The organism is Nocardia pseudovaccinii (assembly GCF_050942345.1).
Taxonomy (GTDB): Bacteria; Actinomycetota; Actinomycetes; order Mycobacteriales; family Mycobacteriaceae; genus Nocardia; species Nocardia pseudovaccinii.
Genome location: NZ_CP192074.1, coordinates 2,826,642 through 2,843,456, shown reverse-complemented (window position 1 = coordinate 2,843,456; position 16,815 = coordinate 2,826,642). Strand labels below are relative to the sequence as shown.

The window sequence follows — 16,815 nt, the reverse complement described above, 5'->3', positions numbered from 1 at the left end:
CACGGCTCAGCTGTCGCGGCGGCGGGTGCGCTGGACCTGATCGAGTTCGCGCGCCACATCCGCTTGCGACAGGGTCGCACCGGTCTGCGCGGTCAGAACCAACGGAATGTCGGCATCGACGTGATGGCAGGTGACGCGCAGGACGCCGTCGAAGCCCATCTCGAAGGTCACCCGTACCTCGCTGCCCTCGGGATAGCCCGCGGGGATGCCGCGAATGCGCCCCTCCACCAGCACCTTCGTATCCTCGGGGCGCGCCGATGCCGCCTGGCCCTGCTGTTCCACGATGGTCAGCGCGATTTCGTCCTGATCGGCCCGCACGGTGCCGAAGGAACGACGCACCTTCACCGGCAGCGTCGAATTGCGATGCACCAACCAGGTCGCCGCCAGCCCGTACTGATAGTCGAGCGCGAGCACACCGAATCCGCGCGAAACAACGGTATCGACCTGGATTTCGAGCATCCGGCGCACCAGTCCGACCGGTTGTCCGAAGGAGGCGGCGACGCGGGCGATCGACTGGTCCAGATCGGCCGGTGCGGCGTCCGCGATATTCGCGCCGTCGCGCAGTCGGCCGCGCGTGGTGAGGTCGGCGCGAACGAGACGTTCCATTTCCAGCTTCTCGCCGTAGAGCGCCGCGCCGCGCGCCACCGAAAGGTCGGGATCGCGCAGTTCACCGGCGAGGCCGAGTTCCTCGAGCAGTTCGCGCTCGACCATCGGCATGCGCGAAGAGCCCCCGACGAGCAGCAGACGGTCGACGGATGCGACGCCGCGCTTGCTCGCCGCGGTCAGGCAGTCGCGGGTCAGGTCGATGGTGCGGCGCATGAGCGAGGCGGTCATCGCGTCGACTTCGGCGCGCGTCAGCGGGATCACCGCGCGGGCGCCGTCGTGCGCGATCACCACATCGGTGCGCTCGGCATCGGTCAACTCGCACTTGGCGCGTTCGGCGGCCAGCACCAGCATCTGCGAACCCGCCGAATCGTCCAGCGGGTCTTCGGCATCCGGATTCGCCTCGCAGAACTTCTGCGAAAGGTACAGCGCGATGCGCTCATCCCAGTCGGCGCCGCCGAGTTGGTGATCACCCTCGACCGCGAGCACCGAAATGCGGCGGTCGGCGAGTTCGATGACCGTGGCGTCGAACGTGCCGCCGCCGAGGTCGTAGACGAGAACCGTCTCGCGCGGGCCCGGCATGCCGACGTCGGTGTTCGATTCGCGGTGCTCCCGGCCCCCTGCGTGAGCCCGCCCGTCACCCACCGCCACCCTCAACGGGCGCCCTTCGGCCGACTGTGCCTGTCCGGGCGCTACCGCCTCCGGGCCCGTCGCTCGCACCACGGGGCTGCCGTCGAGTCTGCCGAAACCGTAGGACAATGCCGCGGCGATCGGCTCGGAGAGAACGCCCGCCACATCGAAGCCCGCATACGTGCCCGCCTGGATGGTCGCGCGCCGCTCCTCGTCACCGAAGTAGGCGGGCACGGTGATGACCGCGCGCTTCACCGGTTCGCCACCGCTGAACTCGGCATCCGCGGCAAGGCTTTTCAGGATCAGCGCCGAAACCGCTGGCGCGGACCAGGTTTGCCCGTGCGCGGCGAAACGCCAATCCGTATCGCCCATCCGCCGCTTCACCAGCGCGCACACATGCTCCGGATCGAGCCTGGCCTGCCGCCGCGCACCCTCGCCCACCAGGTGATCGAATGCCGACGCGAACAAAACGACCGAAGGCACTGTCGCCTCGCCGTTCAAACCGATCATGACTTCGGGCCGACCATCGGCGTCTATCCGCGCGATCGCCGAATTCGTCGTACCAAGGTCGATGCCGTAGACCCCCATGAGACGCGATGGTAGCAGCCACATCCGACACCAGCCCAGTTCCCAATAGTGGATCCCGATGCCGCCCAAAACAATCGCCGCACCCCGGCGAACTCGCGTTAAAGTGCGAACATGACCGACCCCGCCGCGCCGCACCCCGAGGACCCCACCGCACCCGCCGCGCCGCAGGTAGAGGCCCCGACCACAGCACAGGTCAGTCACCCCAGCAGTCCTCTCGCGCCACCGCCCGAAAACCTCACCGCCTCAACCCCACCGCAGACTGGTCACCCCGCCAAATCCCGCACTCCGTGGGCCGAGACCACCCCGGCGACACCACCGTCTGGTCACCTCACCAACCCACCCGCAGCGCAGGCCGAGACTTCCACCGACCACGCACCACGGGCCGATCACACCGCCGATCCCCTTACGCCACAGGTCGAGGCCCTGAACGCGCCGCAGACCGGCTTCCCTGTCAACTCCCACACACCACAGCTCGAATCCACCGACTCGCTCGCCCACTTGGCGGAACGTATCGAAGACCTCACCCGAGTAGTCGCCCGCCAAGCCACCACCATCGACCGCTTGGCCGACGAGGCCAAGGCCCGCGACCGGCGCGACCGCGCAGGCGCCGACCTCCCGCTCGTCCTGGAACTCTTCGCCCTCCACACCGACACCACCGCCTGCGCCGACACCGCCGAATCCCCGCGCGAGCGAACAGCATTCGAAGCTGTCGCCACCCGCATCGAACGCCTGATCGTCGGCCGGGGCGGCACACTGGTCACCCCGCGCACCGATGACGCCTTCGATTCACTCACCATGGAAGCGGCGGATGTCGCGAAGACAGACGATCCCGCATTGGACCGCACAGTTGAATCGGTCGTCCGAGCCGGGCTGACGGTCTCCGGCCGCTCGGTGCGTCCGGCAGGAGTGGTCGTCCGCCGACACCACTGACAACCCGCCACCTGCCGCAAACAAGTTCGTCCGGCAGGGTCGTCGCCCGCCGACACCGCTGACGACGCGCCATCCACCGCGCACGAACTCACCCGGCAGGTGAGTTGTCCGCCGACATCACCGACGACCCGTTGCCGCCGCAAACAGGTTCGCCGAGCAGGAGTGGTCAACCGCTGACACCACTGCAACCCGCCAGCCGCCGGGCACGTTCACTCGGCAAAACATGCGTGGAATGCAACCCGTGCGCCGCGCACCGGGCTAGGCACTCACACGCGGGACCTCGGCACCGATTTGTGCCCAGCTGCCGGATTCTGCGCGCCAGACTACGGCGACGAGACGTAGGAGCATGAAGGCTACGAGGCCGGTCCAGATGCCCGCTATGCCCCAGTTGAAGATGAGGGAGAGCCAGATGGCGGGGAGAAAGCCGAGGAGGGCGGCGCCGAGGGTGGTGTTGCGGAGGTAGGCGGCGTCGCCCGCGCCGAGCAGGACGCCGTCCAGGGCGAAGACGATGCCTGCGATCGGGATGATGGCGACGAAGAACCACCAGGCGACGTGGGTGCGGTCGAGGACGGCCGGGTCGTCGGTGAAAAGTTCGGGGATGACGGTCGCGCCTGCCGCGAAGGCCGCCGCAAGGACCAGCGCGAATCCACCCGACCAGCGGGTGATGCGGCGCGCCAGACCGCGCGCTCCGGTGGCGTTGCCCGCGCCGAGTGCCGCACCGATCAGGGTTTGCGCGGCGATGGCGAGCGAATCCAGGGTCAGGGCAAGGAAATTCCAGAGCTGCAGGACCAGTTGGTGTGCGGCCACCGATGCCGCCCCGAATCGGGAGGCGACGGCCGCCGCCGACACGAAGCTGGCTTGGAATGCGAGACTGCGGGCGATCAGATCACGACCGAGTACCAGCTGTGCCCGCATCACCGACCAGTTCGGCGCCAGCGGAATACGCGCGCGCACCAGCGCGGTCAGGAACAGCCCGGCCGTCACGGACTGGCCCGCCGCATTCGCGACCGCCGAACCCGCCAACTCCAGCCGCGGCGCACCCAGCAACCCGTGCACCAGCGTCGGGCACAGCACGCCCGAAACCAGCAGTCCCGCAACGACGAACAACAGTGGCCTGCGCGTCTCCTGCACCCCGCGCAACCACCCGTTACCCGCCATCGCGATCAGAATCAGCGGCACTCCGAACAACGCGATCCGCACCCAGACCAACGCCTCCCCCGCGATATCCCCACCACCCGCGATCACATTCGTCAGCGGAATCGCAATCGCCTGCCCCACGACAAGAACCAGCATCCCGACGATCACGGCGACCCAGGTCGCCTGCACCCCTTCCCCGATCGCACCGCGCTCATCCCCCGCCCCATGCCGCCGCGCCGCCCGCGCCGTGGTCCCATACGACAGGAACGTCAGCTGCGAACTGACCTGCGCCAGAATCAATCCGCCGACCGCAAGCCCGGCCAATGCCAACGCCCCCAGCCGCCCCACCACCGCCAGGTCGAAGAGCAGATAGATGGGCTCGGCCACCAGCACACCCAAGGTCGGCAAGGCGAGCCCGAGAATCCGTCGCGGCCCCACCGCGCCGATCGGATTCGACGCGACCCCGCCGACTTCCGAACTCACCCGAGTTCGGCCAACAGCGCCGCGACGACCGATTCGGACGTGCCATGAGTGGTGTATCCGGCCGCGAACCGATGGCCCCCGCCGCCCAAAGACGTTGCGACAGTGGCCACATCGACACCATCCTGCGCCCCCGGCGCACTGTCGCGCGACCGCAGCGACACCGTCCACCGATCCGGAATCGTGCGCGATTCCTTGAACACCGCGGCAACCCCGGCCTCGGAGGTGGTACGGACGATATCGACCACACTCTCCACCTCTTCCGAGCGCACACCATCGACATCCTCGCGCCGCACAATGGCGTACACCAGTCCGGTCCCACCACCGGCCTGCGGCTCCAGCCGAGCCGAGCCGAGCACCCGCGACAGCATCGGCAACCAGCCGAACGGATGCGTATCCATCAGCGAGCGCGTGATTTCGGCACCGTCGATGCCGGTGGCCAGTAGCCGCTCGGCCAGGTGATGGGTACCGGGGCGCACCCAGCGGAAGGATCCGGTATCGGTGACCAATCCGGCGTAAAGGCAATGTGCCACTTCGGCATCGATCGGCTCCTGCCAGGAATCGAGCAGCCGCGCGATCAGACTCGTCGTCGATTCCGCACTCGCATCGATCACATTGATCGTCCCGAACCGGGTGTTGGAGCGGTGATGATCGAACACCACAGTCGTTCGGGCCCCGGCCAATCGATCGGCGAGCGCACCCAGCCGACCGGCACTGCCGCAATCCACGGAAACCAGCAGATCAACCTCGGCGGGTACATCGGCGGGCGGCACCAGGTGCTGCACACCGGGCAGCGTCCGCATCGTTGCGGGCAGTTCGGCGGGCTCGGCGAACGATACCCACACCGGGACACCGCGCCGATGCAACACCAATGCCAAAGCGAGCCCGCTGCCGATGGTGTCGGCATCGGGCTGCACATGACACAGGACGGTGACCGAACGCGCCGCGTTCAATGCGGCAAGGGCCGGTCCGAAATCGACCGCATCGACAGCGACCCCCCTACCCGGGTCGACGGGCATCGTCGTCATGGTCTACCGCACGTCACTCGTCGGATTCGCGTTCGACCTTGTACGGGTCGGCCTCGCCGGCATGGGTGGCGGTGGCCGCCACCTTCGCGACCGCGTCATCGGCAGCCCGCGCCCTGGCCAGCAGCTCTTCCATATCCCGTGCCGCGTCGGGCACCTTGTCCAGCACGAACGCCAGCGTCGGGGTGAATTTCACGCCGGTGCCCGCGCCCACCTTCGAGCGCAGCACACCCTTCGCCTTGTCCAGACCTGCGGCCGCGGCCGCGTAATCCGGTTCCACGTCGAGGGTTTCGCCCATCACCGTGTAGTACACCGTCGCCTCGCGCAGATCGCCGGTGACCTTCGCATCGGTCACGGTCACGAAATTCAGACGCGGATCCTTCACCTCGTATTCGATCGCGGTCGCCACGATCGCGGAAATCCGCTTGGCGAGTCGGCGTGCCCTGGCTTGATCCACCATGGCTGAACCCTCCTCACTTGCTGTGTTCATTTTGCGGCGGGACCGGGGCCCTGCGTGGTTACGCAAGCTACGGCCTCCGGGCCCGTCATTCCCGCCGCGGATCAGTCTTCGGGTCCGAAGATCCTGCGGCGCACTGCCAGCAACTCTAACTCCGGACGAGCCGCGACGTGACGCTCACATTTGTCGAGTACCTCGGTCAGGTGATCCATACCGGAACTGACCATGGCGACTCCGAGCAATGAGCGACGGTAGCGGTCTTGTTCCCCACCCTCGGCGGCACTCACGCCGAAACGCTGCAATTCGGCCAGCACGGGCCGGATCACCGAGCGCTTCTGCTTCAGCGAGTGCACGTCTCCGAGCAGGATGTCGAACTCCAGTGCACCCAGGTACACCCAAGCCTCCTGTATCGGCGCCTACGAAAGATTGTCTCGGTGGTCCGGTCCAGCGCTGATGGCCGGACCGGACCACCGACGAACAAATCAGTCGCGCGGCTTCTCGCGCAGCTCGTAGGCCTCGATCACGTCGCCTTCCTTGATGTCGTTGTAGGTCAACGTCATACCGCATTCGAAGCCCTCGCGGACCTCGGTGACGTCGTCCTTTTCCCGCCGCAAGGTGGAGATCGTGACCGTCTCCGCGACCACCACGTTGTCGCGGAGCAGGCGCGCCTTGGCGTTGCGCTTGACCGAACCCGAGGTGACCATGCAACCGGCGATATTGCCGACCTTCGACGAACGGAAGATCGCGCGGATCTCCGCCCGGCCCAGCTCGACCTCTTCGTAGATCGGCTTGAGCATGCCCTTGAGGGCCTTCTCGATTTCGTCGATGGCCTGGTAGATCACCGAGTAGTACCGGATGTCCACACCTTCGCGGTTGGCCAGCTCGGTCGCCTTGCCCTCGGCCCGGACGTTGAACCCGATGATGATCGCGTTCGACGCCGACGCCAGGTTGACGTTGGTCTCGGTGACGCCACCGACACCGCGGTCGATGACCCGCAGGCGCACCTCGTCGTCGATCTCGATACCGAGCAGCGCCTCCTCGAGGGCCTCGACGGTACCGGAGTTGTCGCCCTTGAGGATCAGGTTGAGCTCCGAAGTCTCCTTCAGCGCGGCATCCAGATCTTCCAGGCTGATCCGCTTGCGGCTGCGCGCGGCCAGTGCGTTGCGCTTGCGCGCATTGCGGCGGTCGGCGATCTGGCGAGCGATCCGGTCCTCGTCGACGACGAGCAGGTTGTCACCGGCGCCCGGCACCGACGTGAAGCCGATGACCTGAACCGGCCGCGACGGCAGCGCCGCGACGACATCGTCGCCGTGCTCGTCGACCATGCGGCGGACGCGACCGTAGGCGTCGCCCGCCACGATCGAATCTCCGACGCGCAGCGTGCCGCGCTGGATGAGCACGGTCGCCACCGGGCCTCGGCCGCGGTCGAGGTGCGCCTCGATGGCGACACCCTGTGCGTCCATGTCCGGGTTGGCCCGCAGATCCAGCGCCGCGTCCGCGGTCAGCAGGACTGCCTCGAGCAGTTGCTCGATATTGGTCCCCTGCTTGGCGGAGATGTCGACGAACATGGTGTCGCCACCGTATTCCTCGGCAACCAGGTTGTATTCGGTCAGCTGCTGCCGGATCTTGTCCGGGTTCGCGCCTTCCTTGTCGATCTTGTTGACCGCGACCACGATCGGCACATCGGCCGCCTGCGCGTGGTTGATGGCCTCCACCGTCTGCGGCATGACGCCGTCGTCGGCGGCGACCACCAGGATCGCGATATCGGTGGCCTTCGCACCACGGGCACGCATGGCGGTGAACGCCTCGTGACCCGGGGTGTCGATGAAGGTGATGAGCCGGTCGTTGTCGCCCAGATGGGTGAGCACCTGGTAGGCGCCGATGTGCTGGGTGATGCCACCGGCCTCGCCCTCACGGACGTTGGCCTTACGGATGGTGTCGAGCAGTCGGGTTTTACCGTGGTCGACGTGACCCATGACGGTCACCACCGGCGGCCGCTGTTCGAGGTCTTCCTCGCCGCCCTCGTCCTCACCGTAGGTCAGGTCGAACGATTCCAGCAGCTCGCGGTCCTCGTCCTCGGGGCTGACCACGTGCACGACGTAGTTCATCTCGCTGCCGAGCAGCTCGAGGGTCTCGTCGTTCACCGACTGGGTCGCGGTGACCATCTCGCCGAGGTTGAACAAGGCTTGCACCAAGGCGGCCGGGTTCGCATCGATCTTCTCCGCGAAGTCCGACAGCGAAGCGCCGCGGGCGAGCCGGATGATCTCGCCGTTACCGCGCGGCAGCCGCACGCCACCGATGGCGGGGGCTTGCATGCTTTCGTACTCGGCGCGCTTCGCCCGCTTCGACTTACGGCCACGACGCGGGGCGCCACCGGGACGACCGAACGCACCGGCCGCACCGCCACGGCCACCGGGACCACCCGGACGACCGCCGCCACCGCCACCGGGACGACCGCGGAAACCACCGGCCGCGGGAGCACCGGCGCCTGCACCGGGCGCACCCGTGCCGCCGCCGCCACCACCGCCGCCGCGGTAGCCACCGCCACCGCCGCCACCACCGGGACGACCGCCGCCGCCACCCGGGCCACCGCCCGGGCGACCCGGACGACCTGCACCGGCGCCGCCGCCCGGACCCGGACGGGCCGAACGCGCGGGCATGGCACCCGGATTCGGGCGCGGCGGCATCGAGCCGGGGCTCGGACGCGGCCCACCGGGACGCGGACCACCCTGGCCGGGAGACGGACGCCGCTCACCCTGGGTACCACCCGGACGGGGACCACTCTGGGCCGGACCCGGACGCGGTCCCTGGCCGGGACCCGGACGCGGTCCACCCTGGCTCGGGGCCGGACGCGGCGCGGGACGCTCACGGTCGGGTGCGGATGAGAAGGGGTTGTTGCCGACGCGTGGAGTCTTCGGACCCGGCTTGGGGCCGGCGCCCGGACCTCCGGGACGCGGACCACCGTGTGCCGAAGCACCGGGACGCTGCTGCTGACCGGGACGTGCGCCACCCGGGGTCGGGCGAGGGCCGCTCTGCGCCGGAGTGCTCGGCGCCGGGGTGGCCTTCGCGGCCGGAGCCGCCGGGGTCTCCTGGACCGGACCGGTCTCCCGGGCGGCGGGCTTGGCCGGGCCGGGACGTGCGGCCGGACCGGGACGCACTGCGTCGGACGGACGCGCGGCCGGAGCCGCCGTCTCACGGGCGGCCGGAGCCGCCGGGGTCGCCGCCTGCGCGGGCGACGGGGTACGTGGACCCGGCCGCGGACCGCCGCCTGCGGCGGGCTTCGCGGCCGGAGTGGATGCCGGTCCCGGACGGGCCCCGGACTTCGCGGTGCCGTTCGACGGGGCGGACTTCCCCGCGATCGACTCGCGCAGTCGACGTGCGACGGGTGCTTCCACCGTCGAGGACGCCGACTTCACGAACTCGCCCTGCTCCTTGAGCGTTGCGAGTAGTTCTTTGCTCGTGACACCGAGTTCTTTGGCCAACTCGTGCACGCGGGCCTTGCCTGCCACTGCTCTCCTCACTGAGAGGTCGAGCAGTGCCTCCGCCTAGGGGTGGCGGGCCCGCACGACCTCGGGTTATCTCCGATGGACGTTCATCGTTGGTGCTTCACGGTGTGCTCATGAGTGCTCGTGCCTGTTCTCGAGGTACTTCTCCAGGGCTGAGATATCCAGTTTTCCGGACACTCGTAGTGCTCTGCCGAATGCTCGGCGTCGTTCTGCGGTGCGCAAACAAACCGAAACGGGGTGCAGCCAGGCACCCCGTCCGGGAAGTCTGCGCTGCGGATCGGGAACTATCGCAACAACCTCGGAACCGTCACCGGTTTCACAGTCCTGCGCCACGATCCGCAACAGATCGACGGCCAACTCGCGCTTTCGGCACCCGATGCACGTCCGCATCGGAGCCGCTCGGCGTCGGTGCGCCGGGGTCAGCTCGGTGATGCGTTCGGGCAAAGAAACCGAAGACTCGCGTTGAACCTGAGACCACTCTACCGCTGTCCCGCTCGGAACACCGAACCCCGCCCCTTCGGACGTTACGAACATGTCATCCGGCGGGCTCGATTCGCGGGAATCGATCAACTCCGATGCGCCTCCGTCCGCACACTGCCGCTGCCCGCATCCGGGGTGGCATCGCTGCGGATATCGATCCGCCAACCGGTCAGACGGGCCGCCAGCCTGGCGTTCTGCCCTTCCTTGCCGATGGCGAGCGAGAGCTGGAAGTCGGGGACGACCACGCGTGCGGCGCGGGCCTCGGGATCCACGATCGTGACCGAGACAACTTTCGACGGCGACAACGCATTCCCGACGAAGGTCGCCGGATCATCGGCGTAATCGATGATGTCGATCTTCTCCCCCGCCAGTTCGCTCATCACATTGCGCACACGCTGACCCATCGGGCCGATACACGCGCCCTTGGCATTGACGCCGGGCACGGTGGTGCGCACCGCGATCTTGGAACGGTGTCCGGCCTCGCGGGCGACCGCGACGATCTCCACCGAACCGTCGGCGATCTCGGGCACCTCGAGCGCGAACAGTCGGCGCACCAGATTCGGATGGGTGCGCGACAGGGTGATCTGCGGGCCGCGCGGGCCGCGGGAGACACCGACGACGTAGCACTTGATCCGGTCGCCGTGCTCATAACTCTCGCCGGGCACCTGCTCGGCGGGCGGGATCAGTCCCTCGGTGCCGTGCAGTTCGCTGCCGATACGCACCACGACGGTGCCGCGGGCATTGGCGCGGGCATCGCGCTGCACCACGCCGCCGACGATGTCGCCCTCATGGGTGGAGAATTCGCCGAAGGACTTCTCGTTCTCGGCATCGCGCAGCCGCTGCAGCACTACCTGGCGCGCGGTGGTCGCCGCGATCCGGCCGAAACCCTCTGGGGTGTCGTCCCATTCGGAGATCACATTGCCGTCGGCATCGAGTTCGCGCGCCATCACCCGGACCACGCCGGTCTTCTGGTTGATATCGATGCGCGCGTTGGGCTGGTGGCCCTCGGTGTGGCGGTAGGCCGTGAGCAGTGCCGACTCGATCGCGGAGATCACGGTCTCGATCGAGATCCCTTTATCGGCGACAATCGCGCGCAGGGCTTCGATTTCGATGTTCATTCCACGATCCCTTCGGTCGGCGAATCGGACGCTTCTAATGATTCGGTTGGTACATCGGTTGTTCCTCGGACGTCAGCGGTGGGATCCACCGCTTCCTCTTGCCCCGGCCGCGGACGGCCGGGCGCGACTCCGCCCGCGAGTTCCAGTTCCCGCGCGCCGGGCGGGTTGAATTCCACCTGGACGACGGCCTCGGCGATATCGGCCAGCGGAATCGTCACCCGGTGTGGCTTGTTCTTCCCGCCGAGCACCAGCGCCACCGTGTCATCGGTGAGAACACCGACCCTGGCCTCGAACTTGTCCGATGACTTCGGATCCGGCGACGGCGCGCCGGTATGTAGCTTGATCCGCACCTTGCGTCCTTGGGCGCGGCGCCAGTGGCGGTCGGCGGTGAGCGGGCGGTCGATGCCGGGGCTGGTCACCTCGAGCAGATACGGCGTCTCGCCGAAATCGCCCGCATTGTCGAGGGCCTCGGAGAGTTCCGTACTCAGTCCGGCAATGGCATCGAGATCGGAAGCGGCATCGCTGTCGACGATTACCTGCACCCGAGCCTGGGCATCCACATGCTTACCCGCCGTCGAGATCTCGACACCCTCGAGGTCGAATCCTCGGCGCTCGACGAGCCCAGCAACGAGCTGGCTCACCCTTTCCTCGGTCGGCATGGGCATGTGGGGCGGCTCCTGGTTCAGTTGTCATACGGCGGGAAAATTCTCTACCGGAGATCTAGCGTAACGCGCCTCGAGAGTGTAAAGGACCAGCGGCCTCGAGCAAGTTTCCTGGCCACGCGCCCGCCATACAGCGCGCCGGGCCTCGCACCGACCGCACGGTAGACGCTCGGTCGGCCGTGCCGCGCGAATCTGGCACGATGGTGCCGTGCCAATCCGTCTCCCCGCCCCGCCGCGCGCCGGGTGCACTTCCGGCATCCCCGTCGACCGGCATCAATCCCAGCACGGCAGCGCCGGTGTCGGCCGCATCGGCATCGTCGACCGCCGCACCGCGTTGCGGCTGGCCGGCGGCACGACCGTGGGTGCGCTAGCCGTCGGCGCGGTGGCCGGATGTACGGACAAGACGGTGTATCAGCCCGATCCGCTTGCCGCACAAGAGAACCTGGCACGCGCCGACGCAGCGGCCGCGACGGCGGCGATCGCGGTGACGCCGCAGCGGCATGCCGCGTTGACCGCGATCGCGGACGAACGCACCGCACACGCGGATGCGCTGCGTGCCGAAATCAACCGTGTGATCGGCGTTTACGGTGACGGCACCACTCCGACGCACCGTACCCGCGAAGTCTCCCCGTCCGCTTCCGGCACTTCCCCCGCGGCATCGGGCGGATCCGGATCGCCCACCACACCGCCGAGCATCGACGAGTTGCGCACCCGGCTGGCCAAGTCGCAGCAGTTCGCGGGTGACCTCGCCCGCACACAATCCGGTTATCGGGCAGGGCTATTGGCCTCGATCAGCGCATCGTGCGCGGCGCAGGCGGGGGTGTTGCTGGCATGAGTCGCACCGCCTCGACCTACCTCGCACGCCATGCCGTGCGCACCGCTCAACTGATCCGGACAGGGATGCGCACATGACCGAAGCCGAACGCCAAGCCCTGCTCGACGCGTTGCGCGCCGAATACGCGGCGGTGTACGCCTACGGTGTGATCGCGGCCTACGCCTCCGCCGAGCGAGTCCGCTTGGTCGCGCAGAACACCGCCGCCCACCGTGCCCGCCGCGACACCACCATCGATGCGTTGAAGGCGTCCGGAATCGCGGTACCGCCGCCGGACGCCGCCTACACCACGCCGTTCCCGGTGAACGATCCGATTCCGGCGGCGAATTTGGCCGTCACGGTGGAAACCGATACCGCCGTCGCCTGGCGCGCGGTCGTCGAGAACGGCAGCTCCGAATCCATCCGCCGGACAGGTGTCGACGCTCTCACCGAATGCGCGCTGCGCCTGGCAAGCTGGCAAGCCATCCTCGGCGCCAACCCACCGACGGTCGCCTTCCCCGGCAAGGCCTGACTGCGCGCTCCGTGCCGAATTTCTCGAACGCGACACCCACTGCCAGACCTGGACTACGAACAGCTCGTGGCCTGCTGTCCGACGATGGCGACCACCACCGCGGATCTCGACACCGGCAGCGACCGGTCGGCAGATTTCGCGCCGCGCACGGATTCGTCAGCGAATTCGTGCGCGGCGGGTGCGAATGACTACGGGCGCATTTGGTAGGTGCCGTCGTAGGCGGCGACTTCGGCCCAGACGCGGTCGAAGCGGGGACGGTCGGCGACCGGCGGGCGCAGGGCGGAGGCGGCCCAGGCCTGCTGGTCGGGGGTAGCGGAGGGCTTGCCGTAGAGGGTGGTGGCGTGGCCGTTGAAGTCGCGGATCTGGAAGTCGAAGATCTGCTCGATGATGTCGCGGTCCAGGCCGGTGACGGCGGCCTGCTCCAGGATCAGCTGACCGTAGACCACCAGGGAGAACAGGTGGCCGATGGTCAGCATGAAGTCGAGGTCCTTCTGCTGATCGGCATCGGGTGCCGCCGTGGTCAGCAGGGTGCGCAAGGCCTGGGCCTGCTCGTAGAAGCGCGCGACATTCGGCAGATCGGCGTGCTTTTCGTACACCGGAGTCCAGTCGGCGAACTGCACCTTACCCGCGCCACGAGCCGGGCCCTGCCGGAAGAAGAACTCGTCGTCGGCCGCATCGACACGGGTGCCGATCTCCGGGTAGTCCTTCGGGTTGAACAGGTAGTTCGGCATGAACTTCAGGATCTGGCCGACATTGACGTGCACCGTGCCCTCGAGCCGGGGCAGCGTCCCGATATAGCGGGCGACCTGCGCGAAGTAGGTGTTCTTCTCGAATCCCTTGGCGGCGAGCACATCCAGCAGCAGCGTCATGACGGTCTCGCCCTCGGAGGTCACCTTGGACTTGGTCATCGGGTTGAACAGCAGGTAGCGGCGGTCCTCCAGGCCGGCGCTGCGGAAATAGTCGACGGCGCGGTCGCTGAACAGCTTCATCGCGACGATGCGCGCGTACGCATCCACGAAATTCGTTCGCACATGCGGGAATTCGGTGACGGACCGGCCGTAGAGGATGCGGTTGTTGGAGTGCGTGATGGCCTCGTAGAACGAGTGCTCGACCATGCCGATGCTGCCGTGGCACAGGTTGAACTTGCCGACATTGACGGTGTTGAGCGCGGCGGAGAAGGCCTCCGGACCGGTGGACAGGATGTCGGCGGCGGTCACCGGGTAGTCGTGCAGCGCGAAGGTGCTGACATACAGCTGACCGTGGATGACGTTGTCGATGAGCTCGTAGTCGTCGTGGCGGCTGTCCGCGGCGAACCACACATAGCCGTCCGCGCCCTCGATATCGGCGCGGCGGGAGAACACCGACACCATCGATGCGACATTCCCATTGCCGATGTAGTACTTGACGCCATTGGCGCGGAACAGGATACCGGCCTCAGCATCGGCACTGCCCGGCTCGGTCGGCGTCAGGATCAGGTCGGTGTTGTAGATGTCGGCACCGTGATCGCGCTCGGACAGACCGAATGCCATCACCTGGCCGTCGGCGAGATCGGCGGCCGCGCGCTTCTTGGCGTCCTCGTTAGCGCTCTGCCAGATCGGCCCGAGCCCCAGGATGGTGACCTGCTCGGCGTACCAGTACGCGAGACCGTAGAAGCCGAAGATCTCCGACAGCGCCGCGTTGCGCGCACCGTCCCACCGCCGGTTCGCGTCACCGTCGGCGTAGGCGGCCGGGGTCAGGAAGGTCGCGAACAGACGCTCCTTCTTGACGAACTCGAGGAAGTCCGACACCCACACCGCATCCGCGTCATCGGCCAGCAGCTGCCGCTTGCCCCGCGACTCGAACCACTCGATGGTGGCTTTCAGCAGCCGCCGTGTCTCGGCGTCGAACTGCTTCGGGTCATAGCTGGTGGGGTTGAACAACAACGCGTCGGTGCTCGTCATGCCGCTAACTTACCAGCGGGTAACAGCAGTAAGAAGCGGGTCCGGGATTACCGCGCGCCACGAATCGTGCCTACGGAACCGTAGGTCCGGACGAATGCGAGAAGCCCGGCCGACCGGGCTCGGTCGACCGGGCCGCCCTACCGGTTGCCGAAGGCCGACCTACCGCCCGCCACGGACCTGCGCGAGCACCGATTCGACTACCGAATCGGCCGGGACCTCGGTGGATTCTCCGGTGAAGCGGTCGCGGATCTCGACCTTGCCCTCGGCCCAGCCGCGGCCGACGACCACGACCAGCGGAACGCCGATCAGCTCGGAATCCTTGAACTTCACACCGGGCGAGGCCTTCCGGTCGTCCAGGACGACCTCGAGTCCGGCCGTGTCCAGCAGCGCCGCAACCTGTTCGCCGCCCTCGCGCGAGGAATCGTCCTTGTTCGCGATCACCACGTGCACGTCGAACGGGGCGACCTCGCGCGGCCAGCGCAGCCCCTTCTCGTCGTGCTGCTGTTCGGCGATCACCGCGACCATGCGGGAGACGCCGACGCCGTAGGAGCCCATGGTGAGCCGCACCGGCTTGCCGTTCTCGCCGAGCACATCGACCTCGAACGCGTCGGTGTACTTGTTGCCGAGCTGGAAGATGTGGCCGATCTCGATCCCGCGCGCGGATACCAGGACGCCGCGCCCGTCGGGCGAAGGATCGCCGTCGCGCACCTCGGCGGCCTCGATGGTGCCGTCGGGGGTGAAATCGCGGCCCGCGACCAGGCCGACGACGTGCTTGCCCGGCTCGTCGGCGCCGGTGATCCAACTGGTTCCGGTGCCGATGCGCGGGTCGACGAGGTAGCGAACACCGTTGGCCTGCAATGCCTTCGGGCCGATGTAGCCCTTGACCAGGAACGGGTTGGCGGCGAAATCGGCCTCGGTGAGCAGTTCCACCTCGGCGGGTTCGACCGCGGCGCCGAGGCGCTTGTCGTCGACCTCGCGGTCGCCCGGAATGCCGATGCCGAGCAGTTCGGTCTTGCCGTCCGGGTGGCGCAGCTTGACCATGATGTTCTTCAGGGTGTCGGCCGCGGTGACCGGTTGCGCGGAGAAGCCCGCACCGTTCGCCCAATCCACCAGCGTCGCGATGGTCGGGGTGTTCGGGGTGTCGTGTACGACGGCCGCGGGCAGGCCCTCGATGGGCTGCGGTTCGGCAGCGGGCGTGACCACCGCTTCCACATTCGCGGCGTAGCCGGACTCGCGGCACACCACGTAGGTGTCCTCGCCGACCGGGCTGTCCGCGAGGAATTCCTCCGACGCGCTGCCGCCCATCGCACCCGAGGTGGCCGCGACGATGACGTACTTGACCATGAGCCGGTTGAAAATGCGCTGGTAGGCCTCGCGATGGGCGTTGTAGCTTGCCTTCAGTCCGTCCTCGTCGAGATCGAAGGAATAGGAGTCCTTCATGATGAATTCGCGGCCGCGCAGAATGCCCGCGCGAGGCCGCTCCTCGTCGCGGTACTTGGTCTGGATCTGGTAGAGCGTGACCGGCAGATCCTTGTACGAGCTGTATTCACCCTTCACCGTGAGCGCGAACAGCTCCTCGTGCGTAGGCCCCAGCAGATAGTCCGCACCCTTGCGGTCCTGCAGCCGGAACAGTCCGTCGCCGTATTCGGTCCACCGGTTGGTGGTCTCGTACGGTTCGCGCGGCAGCAGCGCGGGCAGCGAGATCTCCTGTGCGCCGATGGCGTTCATTTCCTCCCGCACGACCTGCTCGACCCGCCGCAGCACCCGCAGGCCCAGCGGCAGCCACGAGTACACGCCCGGGGCGATACGCCGCACATATCCGGCGCGGACGAGGAGTTTGTGACTGGGCACCTCGGCGTCGGCGGGATCGTCGCGCAGGGTACGCAGGAACAGGTGGGAGAGGCGGGTGATCACGG

14 protein-coding genes are annotated in these 16,815 nt (G+C 67.8%); 3 read left to right on the top strand and 11 right to left on the bottom strand.

All coding sequences use genetic code 11. From position 1 onward, the window contains the following. Positions 1 to 6: 6 nt before the first annotated feature. Positions 7 to 1,821, bottom strand: coding sequence for an Hsp70 family protein (locus ACQPZ2_RS12910; protein WP_433527408.1), 1,815 nt, complete (start codon positions 1,819 to 1,821; stop codon positions 7 to 9). 111 nt (positions 1,822 to 1,932) lie between these two features. On the opposite strand from ACQPZ2_RS12910, the gene ACQPZ2_RS12905 reads away from it, so the two are divergent. Next, positions 1,933 to 2,751 carry a hypothetical protein gene (locus ACQPZ2_RS12905; protein WP_433525743.1) on the top strand — a complete coding sequence of 273 codons (819 nt, stop codon included), beginning with the start codon at positions 1,933 to 1,935 and terminating at the stop codon, positions 2,749 to 2,751. 258 nt (positions 2,752 to 3,009) lie between these two features. Here the strand turns inward: ACQPZ2_RS12905 and ACQPZ2_RS12900 are convergent, their stop codons facing one another. From ACQPZ2_RS12900 to rimP, 8 genes are all read right to left on the bottom strand, one after another. Continuing rightward, on the bottom strand, positions 3,010 to 4,371 hold the full coding sequence (locus ACQPZ2_RS12900) for an MATE family efflux transporter (protein ID WP_433525742.1): 1,362 nt from the start codon (positions 4,369 to 4,371) through the stop codon (positions 3,010 to 3,012). Further along, on the bottom strand, positions 4,368 to 5,387 hold the full coding sequence (locus ACQPZ2_RS12895; RefSeq protein WP_433525741.1) for a DHH family phosphoesterase: 1,020 nt from the start codon (positions 5,385 to 5,387) through the stop codon (positions 4,368 to 4,370). The genes ACQPZ2_RS12900 and ACQPZ2_RS12895 overlap by 4 nt, the downstream gene beginning before the upstream one ends. Positions 5,388 to 5,409: 22 nt before the next feature. Further along, on the bottom strand, positions 5,410 to 5,853 hold the full coding sequence (rbfA, locus tag ACQPZ2_RS12890) for a 30S ribosome-binding factor RbfA (protein WP_433525740.1): 444 nt from the start codon (positions 5,851 to 5,853) through the stop codon (positions 5,410 to 5,412). A 101-nt stretch (positions 5,854 to 5,954) separates the two neighbouring features. Continuing rightward, positions 5,955 to 6,245, bottom strand: a complete 291-nt coding sequence (locus ACQPZ2_RS12885; protein WP_063044509.1) for a DUF503 domain-containing protein — start codon at positions 6,243 to 6,245, stop codon at positions 5,955 to 5,957. Between the two features lie 87 nt (positions 6,246 to 6,332). Continuing rightward, positions 6,333 to 9,359, bottom strand: a complete 3,027-nt coding sequence (gene infB / locus ACQPZ2_RS12880; RefSeq protein ID WP_433525739.1) for a translation initiation factor IF-2 — start codon at positions 9,357 to 9,359, stop codon at positions 6,333 to 6,335. A gap of 108 nt (positions 9,360 to 9,467) precedes the next feature. Then, positions 9,468 to 9,746, bottom strand: a complete 279-nt coding sequence (locus ACQPZ2_RS12875) for a YlxR family protein (protein ID WP_063045557.1) — start codon at positions 9,744 to 9,746, stop codon at positions 9,468 to 9,470. A gap of 176 nt (positions 9,747 to 9,922) precedes the next feature. Further along, positions 9,923 to 10,954 carry a transcription termination factor NusA gene (nusA, locus tag ACQPZ2_RS12870; RefSeq protein WP_062992797.1) on the bottom strand — a complete coding sequence of 344 codons (1,032 nt, stop codon included), beginning with the start codon at positions 10,952 to 10,954 and terminating at the stop codon, positions 9,923 to 9,925. Further along, positions 10,951 to 11,619, bottom strand: a complete 669-nt coding sequence (gene rimP / locus ACQPZ2_RS12865; RefSeq protein WP_433525738.1) for a ribosome maturation factor RimP — start codon at positions 11,617 to 11,619, stop codon at positions 10,951 to 10,953. The genes nusA and rimP overlap by 4 nt, the downstream gene beginning before the upstream one ends. A 205-nt stretch (positions 11,620 to 11,824) precedes the next feature. On the opposite strand from rimP, the gene ACQPZ2_RS12860 reads away from it, so the two are divergent. Together ACQPZ2_RS12860 and ACQPZ2_RS12855 are read left to right on the top strand one after the other, a co-directional pair. After that, positions 11,825 to 12,451: a hypothetical protein gene (locus ACQPZ2_RS12860; protein WP_433525737.1), complete on the top strand. Its 627-nt coding sequence runs from the start codon at positions 11,825 to 11,827 to the stop codon at positions 12,449 to 12,451. Positions 12,452 to 12,524: 73 nt separating this feature from the next. Beyond that, positions 12,525 to 12,959, top strand: coding sequence for a ferritin-like domain-containing protein (locus ACQPZ2_RS12855; protein WP_433525736.1), 435 nt, complete (start codon positions 12,525 to 12,527; stop codon positions 12,957 to 12,959). Positions 12,960 to 13,147: 188 nt separating this feature from the next. Here ACQPZ2_RS12855 and ACQPZ2_RS12850 read toward each other — a convergent pair whose 3' ends face one another. Beyond that, positions 13,148 to 14,899, bottom strand: a complete 1,752-nt coding sequence (locus tag ACQPZ2_RS12850; protein ID WP_433525735.1) for an acyl-CoA dehydrogenase family protein — start codon at positions 14,897 to 14,899, stop codon at positions 13,148 to 13,150. A 159-nt stretch (positions 14,900 to 15,058) separates the two neighbouring features. Continuing rightward, positions 15,059 to 16,813: a proline--tRNA ligase gene (locus tag ACQPZ2_RS12845; protein WP_433525734.1), complete on the bottom strand. Its 1,755-nt coding sequence runs from the start codon at positions 16,811 to 16,813 to the stop codon at positions 15,059 to 15,061. Between the last annotated feature and the right edge of the window lie 2 nt (positions 16,814 to 16,815).